This window comes from Halohasta sp. A2 (assembly GCF_056175805.1).
This window is the reverse complement of the sequence record NZ_JAQFWV010000074.1, coordinates 1-15,654: the sequence shown is the minus strand read 5'-3', so window position 1 is coordinate 15,654 and position 15,654 is coordinate 1. Positions and strand designations below refer to the sequence as shown.

Below are 15,654 nucleotides of genomic sequence, written 5' to 3'. Positions count from 1 at the left end.
GTGAGTGTAATCTCGATTGGGGACTCTTTCATTCTAGCACCGAAACAGTCCCCTTCCTCTAACGTATCAACTGCTACTTCGTTGCGGTGAGTGTTGGCTTGGTTCTAAACGATCCTGAGACGCGACCGAAAAATTAGATAGCGATACGGAGGAATCGGTCACTCCTGCTACTTCACAGGCTACGAACAACCCGAACAAACTCATTACCGCGCTTGGTAGCAACGATCTTCGGCAGCTCAAAGATGCATCGATGCGGTACACGTCGGTTCTCCTTCGTTCACGATATCTTAAATCTGACTACGATGTCGACGAATATCTCTCGAATAAAGGGCTCTCGGACTCAGAGATCTCCTCAGCGAAAGACGAACTTGATCGAACTCTCGAAGACATCGAGATTCCGGAGAAATTGTTGATACGGAACCCGACTATCGATCCCTTAGAGCAGAACACGCTCTACAGGCTGGTGATGAAGAACCCAGAAAGGTGGGTTATTGGTGAGAATACGACAGAATACAGTTACGACAAACTCATGCGGATCACACAACAATTGAATCAGGTTTTCAAGTTCACCAAGGATGATGAACACAATGTCGACCCAAAAAACCGAGAAACCAAGCACGGAGCGCTGGAGCCAATTGTGGTAGTTGCAAATCAGTGGCTTCGGGGATATACGTATAAGTCTATGATCGATTCTAGGCAAGCAAACGTAAAAGATGAAGAACTAAGCAAGTGTATCAGAACAATCCTTGATCTCGTGAACGATGACGTTCGATTTATTCTGGTCAAGTATTATGGGATGTTAGTCGATATGCTTGAAGAATCCGACTACGAGATGGGTAAGTGGGCAAGCAACTTTGATCAGATGTTGGAGATGGGGTCGATGAACTTTGGAGAGTTACGCCTCATGTCAAAAGGTGTGGACCGGTCGGTTGTGCTGCAGTTGGGAATCCCACCGAACGTCGATGATGTCGAAATATTCCTTGAAAACCGTCGAGGGAAGATTCCCGAATTCTTCACACGACACTTAAAATCTCAAGGAATTTTCTAGTTGCTCCAAATATCAAGTAATTATTTCATAGCCTCTTCTATAGTTGGATGAGTTGGTGAATTTTGAGCTGTAGAAGTGCAGTTTACATAGTAGCTGAATGAACAGTACAATGTCTGGTACATAGAACAGATATCGATACTAATCGACGGAGATACAAGCGAAATAAGTTCACTTGTGACGATGGAACAAACGCTCTATAGCAGCTGTCTAGTTCGGTCAACAACAGAGCTCAGGGTCAGCCACTAAAACTGCCGCGATGGAAGCGGGTCTTAGAAAAGCAGATCTAAGTACGGTCCGTACAGCGGTGCCATCGCGTAGTAGGACGCATAGATAAGAGCCAACGCGAGCGAAAAGAGGGTTGCTTTCGGCCACTCGAAGTCGAGATCGTTGTCAGCCTCGACGCGTCGACCTTCGAGTTCGAAGACATCAGCGATAAACAGCCCGATAATCGGGAGCATCATGATCATCCCGCTGGTCGGCCGGTAGAGAACGAACAATAGGCCCATCGTGACGATTCCCATCGTCACAAAGGTGTTTAGTGGATGGCGAGTGAGCGCCTGACCATTGTCAGCCTGTCGTTGCTGCATTCGGTTTTCTTTAATTCGTGTGCCAATGTTTGTGACGAAGAGTAATAAAATAGCGATTGGAATAATCGATCCGACGGTCTCGATCCAGCCCAACGGAACGAGAAACTGCAGTGGGTCCATATCTAACGTTGTGTAGACGGCTCATTAGAGTTTTTCCAATTGCTACGGCGACAGCAGCCGCGTGTCGGCAATCGAAAGCGCTCGAGTAGACTCCATATCAACGGTGAGCTCCGGATCCTCGGCGGCGAGCTGGGTTCTATCGGTGAACACAGAGACACGCTCTATAGAGTTTCCAAACTCGGATATTGCGACATTTGCACTTGGAGTGAGAGGTGCGAGAAACGGGGACTAGGTCTGCCTCTGACATTTCGATTTTATGTATGTGAGTTGTTGTTGTTTGTTTTGATTGAAGTCGACAAGATTCCTGATTAAGAAGTGGTGCTATTCGGTTCACGATTATCGAGGAATTCTCCAAGCCACCCAGAAAGTTCACTTACAGGGATGGTGGCTGGAGTAGTGCCGTCTTTGTCGACTCGCATAATATCTCCATCTCGTCCCCTCCCACAAACAAGCGACTCTGTCTCCGTATCACGACTCTCCACATGGTTCGAGAATCGTTCCGTTTTTTCACTCGCATCGTGCCAGGCCTGGATGAGCTGGTTCAAGAGGGGATTGCCAGGGGCCAGATACTGCAACGATGGGTACTCATCGGCACACGCTGCGGAAAACGTTACTGCCGTTTCGCTTTCTCCAGGCGCAATTTCGCTCGAAAGTGTCTGTTCGCTACCTATCTCGGGGAGTTCGAACTCAACAGATTCGAGGCGATACAATGACTCTGTGAACTCATCCGAGTCGATATCGATACTTTCGGCTATCGCTAGCTCGTCAACTGGTGTGAATACAACTCCGACATCAGTGAGTGCTTCTGACTGTGTGAGCACTGCTTCGAGACCAGCAGTGTCGAACGGTGGATTGTACTGATAGTTTTTGTTGTTGTCCCCGCCGTCTGCTATATCTGGATGTCGGTACGATTGCCAAGCGTCGAGTTTCGCTTCATCAATAACATCCTGTTTAACGAGATCCTCGTCGACGGTCTCCAGTGACTCGCCGACATCGACCCGGTCACTGTCTTCTTCTTTATCGAGTAGATCGGAGAATTCCTTGTCAGCTTGTTCGACTGCTTCACGACTTTCGGTTCGATCAGTTTCCAGCGTTGCGGACCGAATCTGATTGCTGACGCCGGAGAGGATCGGCTGCATCTCTCCAACGACAGTCTCGAAGAGACCGATTCGGGTATCGAGACGTTCGTAGATGTCCGTTTCAACGGTATCTTCGTAGCTGTAGTTCAGGATAGTGACCTCCTCGAACTCCTGGCCGATGCGGTCAATACGACCAATCCGCTGTTCCACACGCATTGGATTCCACGGGAGGTCGTAGTTGATCAGGACACCACACTCTTGGAGATTAAGCCCCTCACTCGCAGAGTCCGTACAAATGAGTATCTCTACGGTCCCATCATCGGCAGAGAACTCACGCTTGACACGTTCTTTCCCGACCGTAACCCAACTCCCGGACTCACGGTCATACATCTCTCCTCCACGTCCCGAATAGGTTGCAACAGTCTCGCCATGAATCGAAATGAGACTTTGACGAATGAAATCCATCGTATCCGTATACTGGGTAAAGATGATCGCCCTGTTGTGCCCGTCTCGATCAATCTCGTCGAGGTCTTCTTTCAGCTGGCCGATCTTCGGATCTTGTGTGATATCTTCGAGTTCATCAGCAAACGATTCCAACTCCTCGATTTCTTGTTCCAGGAGGTACAGTCCCTCATCTGTAACATTGGGGATGATTTCAGCGAGATCGATCTCTTCGAGTTCCTTGTCTAACTCATCTAATTCGCCGACATCATCGAGATCGTATTCATCCATGGCATCCATCGCAACCTGCGTGGAATCGCTCGTTTTGTCGCCAGCTTGCTGTTTGCCCTGCATGACTGTCCGCTGGCCGCGAAGTTTTGTAAGCCGGTTTCGGAGGCTCTGAGAAATCGCATAGACACTACTGGTCAGCCGCTGCCGGTAGGTGGTCATGACGAACCCGATTGCTCGTGTATCTGCCTCATCGGACTGCTGGGCGAGTTTGTAGAACTTCCGTGTGTAGTCGTCGATTCGGTCGTACACATCGCGGGTCTCCTCGGTCAATTCGATTTTTCGCTGTTTTGGGTCGCGTGTCGGAACTGTCGCGTCAAGAAGGTCGACCTGCTCGTATTTGCGAAGCGTACTTCGAGTATTTCGATGGATCAGTGCATCGACAGGCGTCGACTCCGAGAGGATCTCTTGGACGACTTGCCAGCCTCCTTCAGTCAGCTCATCAAGCGCGGAGAGGCGTTCGTTACGTGAGTATGTCAGCCACTCCTCGTCGGCCTTCCACTCAGGATACAGCAGGTATTTCAGCTTCTCGTCTTCTTTCGCCTCGAACCGATTGATGTCGTGTTCGTCAAGTGCCCTCTCGAAGCTCTCGATGTAGCCGTCGTAGTGTTCGCCATAATCACTGGCGAGGTCACAGGCACGAAGCACTCGTTGTTTTGCAATCGCTCGTGCCTGCTGTTCGTTTTTGATTTCGAGTTCCGTTCCAAGCGCGTCGAGTACCCGGTCGGAGATGCTTCGTTCGCCTGTAAGTCGGTCTTGATACCGGTTCTCCGTAAGCGTCGCTTGTGCAGACCACGACGCATCGTCACCAGCGGACTCATCGCCAGCCAGTTGCTCGTCGAGCGCGGTGTCGAGTGCACGACGGGTTTCGAAGAACTTCTTAAAGTCATCTTGATTATCCCACTCACCCGGAAGATCGAGGAGTGACATCAGATCGTACAGCTCGCCAGCGTGCAATTGCATCGGTGTCGCAGTGAGCAGGTAGTACGTCTGTGTGTGATCGCGGAGGCGTTCCAGCATGGTGTAGAAACTACTCCCCTTACGACCGTTGTGTGCCTCGTCGACGATGACCGCATCCCAGACGCCCTCCCGATTCGATGCCTGTCGACCGCGGCAACTCGCAGGGACATCTTCTCGGGTTCGGACATCCGTGCCGTCTTTCGGGGCGACCTGATTCCACCGATCTTCGAGGCGGGCCGTGTGCCACGACATGATGACAACAGAAGGTGAATTGGTCGCTGTGTCATCACGGGACTCGTGAAGGAATCGCCAGATTGGGCTCTCTATCCATGCTTGTTCGTGCTCTTGATCATCGAGATTGAGTTCAGATGCTGCTGGTGGGTACTGTTCTCGTCCGAAGGCGTCAATGAACGCATACTCGTACTCGCTCCCACGCTCGTATCGGTAGGTGTTGAGGTTGAACTTCTCCCACATCTCTTCTTGCCACTGAACGGCGAGGCTCGCCGGGACGAGCAACAGCCCGGTCTCCAGTTCGTTCGTGAGACCGAGGCGGGAGAGTGTGAGGCCAGCCTCGATGGTTTTCCCGAGGCCGACCTCGTCACAGAGCAAGAAACTGTTCGGGTAGGTGTTGACGAGCGTATCCGAGACGACACGCTGGTGGGGCCAGGGGGTGATCGTACTCGCTTCTTCGGCGAGGGCCAGTCCACCCGGCGAGAGGTGGCCATCGGCGATGATGTTGGCTTTGTCGCGTTCGGTCGGGGGTGCTTCCCCACGGGCGATCTGCACGGCTTCCTCGAGTTGTGTCTGTGAGTCCGGGTCTTTCCAGTCAATGAGGTTTTTTACGATGGCCTCCGGGAGGTCGTGGACCTTGACGTAGGGATGGTCGTCTTCCCAGAGACGCTCGAAGGTCTCAACGTCGCTGTTCACGTAGGCGGACTGCTGGTCGACCCACGAGCGGTGGATCTTGAACCGTTCGTAGTTGTTCTTCCAGCCGCCAACGGTCTCGTTGACGCTTCCTTCGAACGAAATTGCGTTCCCGGTGTCGTCGTGGAAGATTCCCATTTTTGGGTGGAAGATGCGCCACGACCCCTGCCGGGGGACAGCGACTTTGATATGCAGTCGACCCTCGCGGAGCAGGCGTGCGAGCAGTTGGAGCTGGGCATCGAGTTGTTCGTCGTCCAGTTCCTCTAGAGAGTCGGAGAGTTCGTCAGTAAGTGCCTCCAGGACAGGGCGGTCGGTCGTATACAGTTCCGTCCCGACAACCAGCCGCATCTCACCGTCGTTTTTCAGGAGTGCATCGATGCCTTTCGAGGCGACCGCGAGCGCGCTGCTGGAGAAGTAGCCAGCGATCCGGTCGTATCGGATCGACCGCTCAAGGGCCGGGACGTAGAACTCGTCGACGAGATAGGAGCCTTCGGAACTGGGTTGGCTCTCGTAGATAGAAGACCAGGTTCGATCAGGGAGTGTCGACATAACGTGTTCTTTATATTATGCCAATGCTGTACTTATATAATTGGGATAGCGTACCAGTTTGCGTCAGTAGTCGTCGATCCCTTTCTGCTGTGTTTGGTTGCTATCTTCGGCGAAGACGTTCGGACTGAAATCCAGATCGAGAACATCGCGTGTGCGACCGGCTGCGAGATCGCGGGCCAGTTCCCAGTCCTCGTGATCGTGGGGGAGTACCTGCAGCAGTGCTTGAAGGGTGGATTTGAACGTCGAGTCTGAGTCGAAGTTCCGTTCTCGCAGCCAATCACAGCAGGCACTCTCGCCTTGGACATGGTAGACCTGCATCGCTGCGTGGACCTTGTCCAGTGCGAGACCGAACGAAAGATCGTCGGGATTCACTGGTGTCCGGCTAGATCGGTTCTCTGGCTTTTCGTTTATGTTCTGTACTCGGTCTTCGTGTCCACGGAGACTGATATCTCCCCGACTCTTCCGCCATGTCTTGGTGCTCCGTTTGATTTCGTCAATGTCGACTCCGATGCCGAGTCCCAACTGTCGACCATCGTCATAAGAGAACGTTTCCGCTTCATGAACCAACCAACAGAGGACGTACCATTCAGTAATGTCATCAAGATCATTTATACCTTCAACTTCAAGATACTCCTCAACAAGTACTTGCGTGACTGCCTCACGGGCTTCTTCAAGAGCACGTCGAGGCTTGACATCATTGTCTTCATCGTCAACAACTGGGTATGCATCTGCAAATACGCGCAGAGTCGGTCCAAAGGCACTGATAATGACATCTGTCTTCGTGAGGCTCAGACCTGAGTCTATGAGGTCTCGAGCTGCCTTTTTTGCGGCTTTTCTCGTATCTGTCTTGACATCGGTCCAAAGTGTAGGGATCTCGTTTTCAGAACCACGGTCTTCAAATGGTTTTCGGCCAGTAAGCAGAAGTGTACTATCTGCAGATGCTTTCTTGCGAACGCCCGCACGTTGGGGCATCTCGCTTGTAATTGGGTGTGTCGATGTGATTGTAAATCCCGAATTGATAAGAGACATTGTGAGAGTATCCCATGCATCTGTCTCTTTATGTGTGAACATGATCGTCATAACCCCACCTGGTTCAAGGACTCTATAAAGTTCAGAAAAAATGTCACTCATCTTTTCTTCGTAGAACTGATTAGCTAGTTCCTCTTTTGAAGCAGTGTCAGTAGCAACGTCTTTGAATCGACTCGGATTAGCCACCGCCTCGTCATCTTTATTTGTCAACTTGGAATTGAATAATTCTGGGAAAACATCACCAAGATATTCTCGCATCCACACATAAAACACGTCGGCGAGTTCAGAATACATGATACTACTATAATAGGGTGGATCGTTGACTACAGCTTGGATTTCTCCATCATCGTATGGCAAAGATGCTGCGTCTACTGACGTCACTTCAGCTGATTCCACATTTTCTGGAAAGTATGACACAATCTCTTTATATGATTCAGACACTTTATTTAACTGGGAAAAGAAATCCATACCCCCAATAGTTATATTATTATCAGTAAATATCCCATTAAAACTTAAGTTGTTGCTCTTAAACATTGGGTTGGGATACCCTTTGTTCGTGTCCCAATCAGAAAGACGGGAGTTTCTATCAATTAGTTTACTGCATGATAAAGTAATAATAGAAAGAATGGCTTCAGCACGCTCACTAGAGTATTCTGCATATATGTCTGGTTTAGATTCATTTACAGCTTCAAGAAAAGCGTAATGAGACAGAAGTTGTCTCGGCGAAAACAAATCTCGCCATTCAGTAATACCATGTCTCTGAGGTTGGTCTGTGTTATATCCAGAGGGAATGTTATCGTTCAGGAATGTAGATAATTTGTAATCTGATTTTATTTCTTCTCTAGCTGCTTCATGAGCCTCCATATCTGCATTTGTTGGACTTCTAAAACCATATTTACCATTTCTATCGATAGTCCTCACACAGATAACGTTATATTCAAAATCATCTTTTTTGAATTTCTCTTTGACATCATTGTTTTCAGTAACAACACCACACTTCAGACACTCAACATTCCCTCCTCGTGATACCGGCCCATCATTTGGGTCAAACTCTTTCAATTCGTCAGAAGAAGGATTAGTTATTGTATCATAATTGATCGATCCATCAGATTGGACTGTTGGCTTAACTAATACTTTGTCAGCACTCTTTCGCGTTCTAATCCACCATTTGGGGGCGATCGGGATATCACATCCACATGATGGGCAAGTAATGTGATATGTTGTAATATAATTATCGGGTGTTGTATTTGATTCCTGCCCTGGGAAATATCGGTTGACTTTCTCCTTGGCTTTCTTGTTGATTGTTTTGCCCCATTTCTCAAGGTCAGAGTCAAGTGAGCCGACCTTAGGGGCATACTCCAACATCACTTTCAATAGTACAGAGGGAACCTGGTTTAATTCATTGGCCTTTGTTGGCAACCCATATCTAAGTGATTCAAATGGGATCACTCCTCCACCTGCAGTTGGGTCAATTATTGTTGGAAGTTCGTCATCCCATTGTTCACGCAGTTTTTTATGAATCTCTCTCCGATCAGATTGACTCGGTGATTTGGTAAAAGGGCGAGGGTATCCGTAGTGATCCTCTAGTTTTCCAGATCGATCATTCTCTGTTGCTTTTTTTTGTTCTACGTACTCACTACGAGTTTGATTTATATCCCTATTTGGACCAATCTGTATCCATTTTAATATATCGTCAGGGTCAGTTTCTTTCGGAAGCACTGATGCAAGTATAGCTAATCTTGAAGCAGGAGTTGGTCGACGTGCAAACCAAGGATGGAGATATCGGTGAGGTGGTAAGTGTTTTGGATTCGCTTCTTTGAGATTCTCTATACCTACTGCCTTTAGTGGTAATTTACCTTCGATAGCTAATGGCTTTAGTTCGTCCGTTAGATCTGTTTCATCTCTCATTTTAATTCACGTGATCCGTTAATAGCATCCGCAGTGCTTTTTCACCGTTCGGTGACGACGGTGATCGACATTTCGAGTGCCAGTAGTAGCACTCTTCATCACTCATTCGCGCAATCCCACGACAGAACGCCCGCATCCGGTCGACACGCTGGATCGGTTTTACACCAAGAAACCCCAGCGTAAGCCGGACACCGACCGTCTCCGGCAGAAACAGCTCAGTAGAGCCGGTCGCCGTCATGACCGATTCGTCAAGCTCGGCCTCACTGAGTGTTTCCCGCACCAGTGGCATGATTGACCGGAGTCGACTCCCGGCGAGTCGCGTGATCTTCACTGCGGTCCAGTCGTCCCACTCCCACTGCTCGACTTCGGGCTCTGTCGACTCCCCAAACACCGCCTCGAAGGGGTCGGTCACGAGTCCCCGATTCGGGTTTTCACGCACTAGACGATCCTGCCGGGCAGCCGCTTGGGCATCCGGCAGGAGTTCGTACAACGTCAGTACCGCACCGTCGGCATCGTCCCGGCGGACGACGGCAAACGTCGGCCGACCCCCGTAGACGCTGCTGCCGAAGCTGCGTGGCGAGAACTGCTCGTCGTCCGGCGTCGCGGACACTGAGTCGACGGCTGATCGTGAATGTGATGTCATTGGCTGATCTCTGTGGGGATTTCGACCGGTCCTCGTCCTTGGATTTTCACATCGATGTTCGTCTGCCCAAGCTCGCTTTGTAGTTCTGCAAGCACATCGTCTTCGGCATCCGTGATCGGCTCCGGCTCGTCGAACTCGACTCGGAACTTGAGTTCGACCCGTGAAGCCCCGTCGAATGGGTCCGGCTGGTTCGTCACACGCGAGAACTCGTCGATATCGCCCGTAAAGGACGCCTCGTACCGGGCTCCAGTTGCCGACTCCGTCTCGAATGCCATCCGTACCGATACGTTCGCTGCGCGGCTCTTGAATGCTTGCCGCTGGGCGATAAAGGAGCCTTTCGAGAGCTGGTCTTCACCACCGACTTCGATGAGCACGTGGTCGATACCTGGATCACCACCCGAGGCTGCTTTGCCGAGCGCGTGCGTCCGAACCTCGTTGAACGCTCTGGAAGCCGCCATCAGACCGGTCGACTGGTCCCAATCGTTCGGCTGGGCACAGTCCAAACACAGCCCACGGGGATTCAGCTCGGTCTGATCCTCAACAATAGTACCGCAGTTCGTGCAGTAGTCTTTGACAAGCTGTTCGTCATGTTCAGAACAGTACGCTCCTGCTTCGTCGACCTCAGTGTCACAGCCGTCTTCTTCACACACCACTTCCTCAGTTTCTGGCGGACGGATCGAATCGTGGTGGACGCTAAGGAGAGCGTCGACATCTGTGTAGACGGTGTACTCGTCACCGATCTTCACGTTTGAATCCCGGATGCTGGTTCGAACATCCGGTGAGGCCGACAGTGGATTCGATTTCTGCCAGCTTTCCGGCCGATCATCCTCATCGCCGTCCCAGTAGGCGACACCAGACGCTTCAGCAGTGCTGTCCCAGTAGGTGTACCCTGCCTCAGCGACCATCTTGGCGACCGTCTTTCGCAGTGGCTTCGTATTGAGTAAGTACGGAAGTCCTGGCTTCTTCGCAAACTGGGTGACCAACTGTTGGGTCGTCATGCTGTCCTGGGTCTGCTGCCAGAGCTTCTGCTTGAAGAAAGCAACACCCTTCGGGGCGGCATCAGCACGAATCAACTGATCCTCCAGGGTCTCTTCGACAGCATTCACGAGCGTCGTCCCACCGTTGGCTTCGGTTGCGTTGATCGCCAAGTGTGTCAGCCCGTCTCGGTCGACGTAGTAGAGATGCCGATACACCCCCCGAACGAGTTCGCCTAACAGCCCGTGTGTCTGGTTCCGTCGCTCACGTAGTTCCTCGATCTGTTCGGGTGAAAGGTCAGCTGTCTGCTGGGAATCGTCCAACAGAGCCTCAATTGCCTCTAACTGGCGTGCCTCGTCGATGGCACCCTGGATACGCTCCTTGTCAGGTGCCAAAAAGAGGACGTAGTTTTTGTAGACCCGACTCTGGGTTTCGCCCCCGTGCTTCGAGGCAGCCTTTTGATACAGCATCTGAACCTTCTCCGGAACCTCGCTACCACCATCAGAAACTGGTGCAGTATCGATATGCATCACTGCGAGCTGTGGCTGGGATACCTTGTCGGGGAGATCAGCAGGTGATTCCGGGAAGACGACAGTTGAGAACCCGCCACTGCCGATCTCGGAGTTCTCCAGTCGTGACTCGAACCGGTTTCTCGCCTGTGCGTCCGGCGTGTTGTCCACACGTTGGTCAATAATCCGTATGAGATTCGGATCGGACTTGAACCGGACACGCTCCTCGTCATAGAGATAGTAACACGCGACATGCATATCTCCACCTGCAAGAGCCTCTAAGGCCGAGTCGTAGTTATCGAAGCTAACGTCTGGATGGCCTAGGGCGGCGTTCATTTCCGCTCGCGTGAGGCCGGTTGCCCGTTCACCATAGGCTAAACTGTGCCAGAGCACGGTCGTCGAAAGGTGACTTCCTAACGCTGGAATCCCCTTCTCGATCCATTTGCGGTCTTCAAGCTGCGCGTGTGCCGTGCCGTCCTCACTGTAGATGTCAGCCGAGACAGCCGCACTCAGGTCGACGAACTCGAAGAGTGTCTCACGAAGCGTCGAATCAATACTCCCATCAGGTGCATTGTCTGCGGGCGTGAGATCATAGAGCCGTATCCAGTGGCGGTCGTAATGATCGGGCTGGTGATTCCAGAGATAGTAGACTGCACGGGCCAGCAGCTTGAGTGCACCCCGCGTTCGCTGGAATTTCGGAATAGTATCGATTTTCTCGGTGAGCGTGTCGATGATCGTGGGGTGGAACGGGTACTCTTGTTCCAGTCGATCGACGTAGATCGCATCGTTTGCTTCCTGCGGGAACTGACGGGCGCTATCGGCGTAATATTGGAAATAGGTCTCAGAAACCGATGCAGCCGTAGTACGGTCGATATCCTCGAACAGCCGGTGTTGAAGCACTTGCCCGACCTCGTCTTCAGAGGTTGGTGTGACGGTTTTGTGCTGTCGTCGTCCGATTTGATTGAGTTCATCGACCAGTGTCCGAACTTCTTCTGCTTCCTCCGCGAATGCGGTATCGGCGACACTGTAGACGACAGTAACACCGTCGACCTCTGATGCAGTTTCGAGCAGAGAAAGAACGAAACTCAGCGTTTGGCTAGCAAGCGTTGTCTCGCCAACTTCGACTGCTGATGCTGCTTCAAGATAGGCTGCAATCTCATCGATAAGGATCAGTGCGGGGTCATCACCGAGATCGAAGAGTCCTTTCAGTGTATTCCCACCAGGAGCATTCCGATCTTGGTCGTATTCCTTCAGATACTCGTACCCCTCAAGCCCATAGAGTTGGTAGGCAATTTCGCCCCACATCGTGCGAGTATTTGGGGCGTCTGGATCTGTTCGATCACTTCGGGCATTGCGCGCATCTACGTGTCCGCCTACAAAGACCGACGTGTCGACCGACAAGCCGTCATCAACCGCATCCAGATACGAGCTGCCGACTTCGCTCGCTCCGTCGACGAGGTGGCGCTGGATATCTTCGATAGCGGTCGGATTTGTAGCCAAGTGGTACGAGGCAATGAGATCGTGTGTCTTCCCACCACCGAAACGGGTGTCGAGACACAGAATACTGCTAGAGTAGCCACCATTGTCCTTGCCACCGCCTGCAAGAAATCGTCCAGCGAGGTTGCTGAGTAACGTTTGTAGTCCCGCAGTTGGATACGTCATATCGAAGAACTGTGTCACGTCCCTGTAGACAGGGGCTGCATCATCTGGGGAGTGAGCGACAGTTGCTAGACTGGCTGCAAATTGATCTTCTTGCAGAGTCCCATCAAGGACGTCTTCCCGAGGGGTACAGGCATCAAATAATCCTGTTGGCTCACTGCTGCTCATATTGCCATCTCCAATTGAGGAATGGAGCAATTAGCTTTCCCACCATATTTTAATGTTTTATTTTGATTAGTAAGCATCCGGATATAGGATATCCAACACCCTAGTAACTAAATCTTTTATCAAAGGTACTCACGCTGAGCCACTCTGTTATGAGTTCTACGTTGAGTTAATTGTGAGCGTAATCGCGTTAATGCTCCAACTCGGTTAGAATCTCGTGAGACTGGCGTCGACAACGGTCCGGTCAGGATCAAGTAACTCACTTTTTAATCGCCTTCTCTCATCTATGTGACTATGACTTCAGACTCAGTCGACTCTCTGGAGGACTTGGCATCCAGAGTCGACGAAGAGTTTGCATCTTACAGGCGATCTACGGAGTTCAAAACAATCTCACTCGTCATTGATTCCAGTCGTTCTGAGCATCCTACGCTCATTGTCCATATTGACGGAGAAGAAGCCAGTTCGTTAGCTGATCGCATCGAGGAATTCCTTGCTGAAAACGGCGCACACAGTCAGCGCGAACACCATTCAGACACCGACATCCGAGTACTAACAACAGTCGACTGAGAGCACTACACCATCTCCTTTCTACCGACGCCCAACCATCCATCACAGTCGTTCTTGTCTAGAACTGTGGATTAGATCGACAAATTTATCAATTTTGTATTATAACCCAAATTAGGATATTACAGATGCACGATCTAACAGGATTTCAACGGGATTTACTGTATGTCATCGCTGGTCTTGACGAGCCACACGGCTTAGGAATCAAAGAGGAACTTCAAGACTACTACGAAAAGGAGATCCACCATGGCCGGTTGTATCCCAACCTCGACACTCTCGTCGAGAAAGGACTCGTCGAGAAAGGTCAACTAGACCGCCGGACCAACAATTATACGATAACTCGACGTGGACGACGCGAGATCGACGCCCGTTCGGACTGGGAAGAGCAGTATGTAGCGGCTTGAGCCATACCCGTACACTCACCGCTCTTGTTCGGCATCCCGCTGTCTAAGCGCACGCCCAAGGGTGCGTCTCCGCGGTCTCCGACTTGGTTGCGATGGAGACTCTGAGGGCCTTCTGACGGTGGCCACTGTACTGTGGTGTCTAACACCCTGTCAGCAGATACGTCGATAGCGGCCCCCTACTGCGTCTTTTCGGGGACTTACACTCGACAGTTGGGGTGTGAATCTTCTTTTTCTGATAACAGAAAATATCATCGTATACACTCGACAGGGGTGTACTGGTATTGGAGATGGTTCTACCTTCGACTTTCAAATGGACTCCCCCTCCCCAACTCGATTTATGCAGAACGCTCTTGAGTAGAAGATTGTTGGTGAGTTCTTTACTGAGACAGAGAGTCAGTATCTTGCAATATTCACTCGATCAATGCATCTCGGTCGACATCTGAGATGCGGTCATCGCGTTCCTCTGGCGGCCCAATGATACGTTCTCTTAGCTGGAAGGCTTTGTGAAGTACTGAGACTACTCCATCTCATAATCATCAACGGGGTCAGTCAAGCGAGTTACAGGCTAAAGCTGTCGAGCGTTTCAGGGTTTGCGACGTGCATCGGCCGATCGCCCTCGACAAGGGCCTCAATATCGTCGACTGTGAGTTTGCTGTGGCGGTCGATGACATCCTGTGAAGCGGAGGCGATGTGTGGCGTCGTGACAACGTTGTCCATCTCCAGGAGTGGATCGTTCTCGGAAATTGGCTCCTCTGGGTATACATCGAGGGCAGCACCGCGGATCTCGTCGTTTTCGAGCGCCGAAAGCAACGCACCATCTTCGATCAGCGCTGCTCGAGCCGTGTTAACAAAGTAGGCGTCGTCGGGCATGGCGGCGAACTCCTCGGGGCCGATCATGCCACGTGAGCCCGGTGCCACTGCGGCATGGAGACTAACTACGTCGCTCCGTGAACAGAGGTCTTGGAGGTCGGTCGTCTTCTCAACACCGAACGGCTCCATCTCGACGTGGTCGACGAACGGGTCGTAGGCGATGACGTCCATGCCAAACCCGTCGTGAACGCGCTTGGCTACTCGTCGACCGATACGACTGAAGCCAACGAGCCCGAGAGTCCGGCCGCCAAGTTCCGGCCCACGGAGCGTGGTGTACGGTGACTCCGAGCCGATCCCCCAGGTCACGTCCTCACGCTCGCCGCCCGCGGCCGCATCCGCCTTAGGTTCGCCGGTGTCTTTGCCCATCCGCAGGCGATGGTGGGCGCGGGCGATGTTCCGTGTCGCCGCGAGCAACAGCCCTACTGTGTGATCGGCGACCGTCTCAGCGTTCCGACCAGGGGCGTACAACACTGGAATGCCACGCTCGGTCGCCGCATTGATGTCGACACTGGCCTCCGGTCCGCCGCGGGGACAAGCGATTAGCTGGAGGTCGACAGCGTCGATAAGTTCAGCTGGCACACCTTCGAAACCCGAAATGAAGATATCGACTCCCACGAGCCGGTCTTTGAGTGTCTCAACCGGCATCCGCCCGTCACGGTTCTCGATTGGGTCAGACTCCACGTCGAAACCGAGTGATTCCAACCGCTCGATACTCTCTTCCGAGAAGTTTGAGGTTATGAATATGTCCATAGTGTCGGGGGTTGTTGAATCCAATATACAGTATAAGCTTACGAGATAAAACCTCGTTGCCAATTCTATACTATTGGGAATCACATACAGTATATATCCCTGATCGCACCAGCCATCAGGTATGGGCACGCAGGTGCTGATCGTTGGCGGCAACGCGGCCGGAATGAGTACCGCAACGCGGC

Annotated in this window: 9 protein-coding genes; 3 read left to right on the top strand and 6 right to left on the bottom strand. The window is 51.7% G+C overall.

Annotated features, from left to right (window positions below; translation table 11 throughout):
• The first annotated feature begins 250 nt into the window (after positions 1-250).
• Complete coding sequence (locus tag O2S87_RS15490; protein WP_475409675.1) at positions 251-1,048, top strand: hypothetical protein; 798 nt, start codon at positions 251-253, stop codon at positions 1,046-1,048.
• Positions 1,049-1,317: 269 nt separating this feature from the next.
• Here the strand turns inward: O2S87_RS15490 and O2S87_RS15485 are convergent, their stop codons facing one another.
• The 5 genes from O2S87_RS15485 to O2S87_RS15465 form a co-directional block, all read right to left on the bottom strand.
• Positions 1,318-1,755, bottom strand: a complete 438-nt coding sequence (locus O2S87_RS15485) for a DUF7313 family protein (protein ID WP_475409674.1) — start codon at positions 1,753-1,755, stop codon at positions 1,318-1,320.
• 308 nt (positions 1,756-2,063) lie between these two features.
• Positions 2,064-5,996, bottom strand: coding sequence for a helicase-related protein (locus tag O2S87_RS15480; RefSeq protein WP_475409673.1), 3,933 nt, complete (start codon positions 5,994-5,996; stop codon positions 2,064-2,066).
• A 63-nt stretch (positions 5,997-6,059) separates the two neighbouring features.
• Positions 6,060-8,933 carry a DUF1156 domain-containing protein gene (locus tag O2S87_RS15475; protein WP_475409672.1) on the bottom strand — a complete coding sequence of 958 codons (2,874 nt, stop codon included), beginning with the start codon at positions 8,931-8,933 and terminating at the stop codon, positions 6,060-6,062.
• A 1-nt stretch (position 8,934) separates the two neighbouring features.
• On the bottom strand, positions 8,935-9,576 hold the full coding sequence (locus tag O2S87_RS15470) for a DUF7680 family protein (RefSeq protein ID WP_475409671.1): 642 nt from the start codon (positions 9,574-9,576) through the stop codon (positions 8,935-8,937).
• On the bottom strand, positions 9,573-12,887 hold the full coding sequence (locus O2S87_RS15465) for an ATP-binding protein (RefSeq protein WP_475409670.1): 3,315 nt from the start codon (positions 12,885-12,887) through the stop codon (positions 9,573-9,575). Before O2S87_RS15465 ends, O2S87_RS15470 begins: the two co-directional genes overlap by 4 nt.
• A 291-nt stretch (positions 12,888-13,178) precedes the next feature.
• Between O2S87_RS15465 and O2S87_RS15460 the strand changes: the two genes are divergently transcribed.
• Together O2S87_RS15460 and O2S87_RS15455 are read left to right on the top strand one after the other, a co-directional pair.
• On the top strand, positions 13,179-13,451 hold the full coding sequence (locus O2S87_RS15460) for a hypothetical protein (RefSeq protein WP_475409669.1): 273 nt from the start codon (positions 13,179-13,181) through the stop codon (positions 13,449-13,451).
• Positions 13,452-13,576: 125 nt separating this feature from the next.
• Positions 13,577-13,852 (top strand): PadR family transcriptional regulator, encoded by a 276-nt coding sequence (locus O2S87_RS15455; protein WP_475409668.1) that lies wholly within the window; start codon positions 13,577-13,579, stop codon positions 13,850-13,852.
• Positions 13,853-14,410: 558 nt separating this feature from the next.
• On the opposite strand, the gene O2S87_RS15450 is transcribed toward O2S87_RS15455, so the two are convergent.
• Positions 14,411-15,472: a 2-hydroxyacid dehydrogenase gene (locus O2S87_RS15450; protein WP_475409667.1), complete on the bottom strand. Its 1,062-nt coding sequence runs from the start codon at positions 15,470-15,472 to the stop codon at positions 14,411-14,413.
• Positions 15,473-15,654 lie beyond the last annotated feature (182 nt).

Bases quoted from the DNA above. Each gene is read 5' to 3' on its own strand.
- O2S87_RS15490 (WP_475409675.1), top strand. From the start codon at position 251: ATGCGGTACACGTCGGTTCTCCTTCGTTCACGATATCTTAAATCTGAC.
- O2S87_RS15485 (WP_475409674.1), bottom strand. From the start codon at position 1,755: ATGGACCCACTGCAGTTTCTCGTTCCGTTGGGCTGGATCGAGACCGTC.
- O2S87_RS15480 (WP_475409673.1), bottom strand. From the start codon at position 5,996: ATGTCGACACTCCCTGATCGAACCTGGTCTTCTATCTACGAGAGCCAA.
- O2S87_RS15475 (WP_475409672.1), bottom strand. From the start codon at position 8,933: ATGAGAGATGAAACAGATCTAACGGACGAACTAAAGCCATTAGCTATC.
- O2S87_RS15470 (WP_475409671.1), bottom strand. From the start codon at position 9,576: ATGACATCACATTCACGATCAGCCGTCGACTCAGTGTCCGCGACGCCG.
- O2S87_RS15465 (WP_475409670.1), bottom strand. From the start codon at position 12,887: ATGAGCAGCAGTGAGCCAACAGGATTATTTGATGCCTGTACCCCTCGG.
- O2S87_RS15460 (WP_475409669.1), top strand. From the start codon at position 13,179: ATGACTTCAGACTCAGTCGACTCTCTGGAGGACTTGGCATCCAGAGTC.
- O2S87_RS15455 (WP_475409668.1), top strand. From the start codon at position 13,577: ATGCACGATCTAACAGGATTTCAACGGGATTTACTGTATGTCATCGCT.
- O2S87_RS15450 (WP_475409667.1), bottom strand. From the start codon at position 15,472: ATGGACATATTCATAACCTCAAACTTCTCGGAAGAGAGTATCGAGCGG.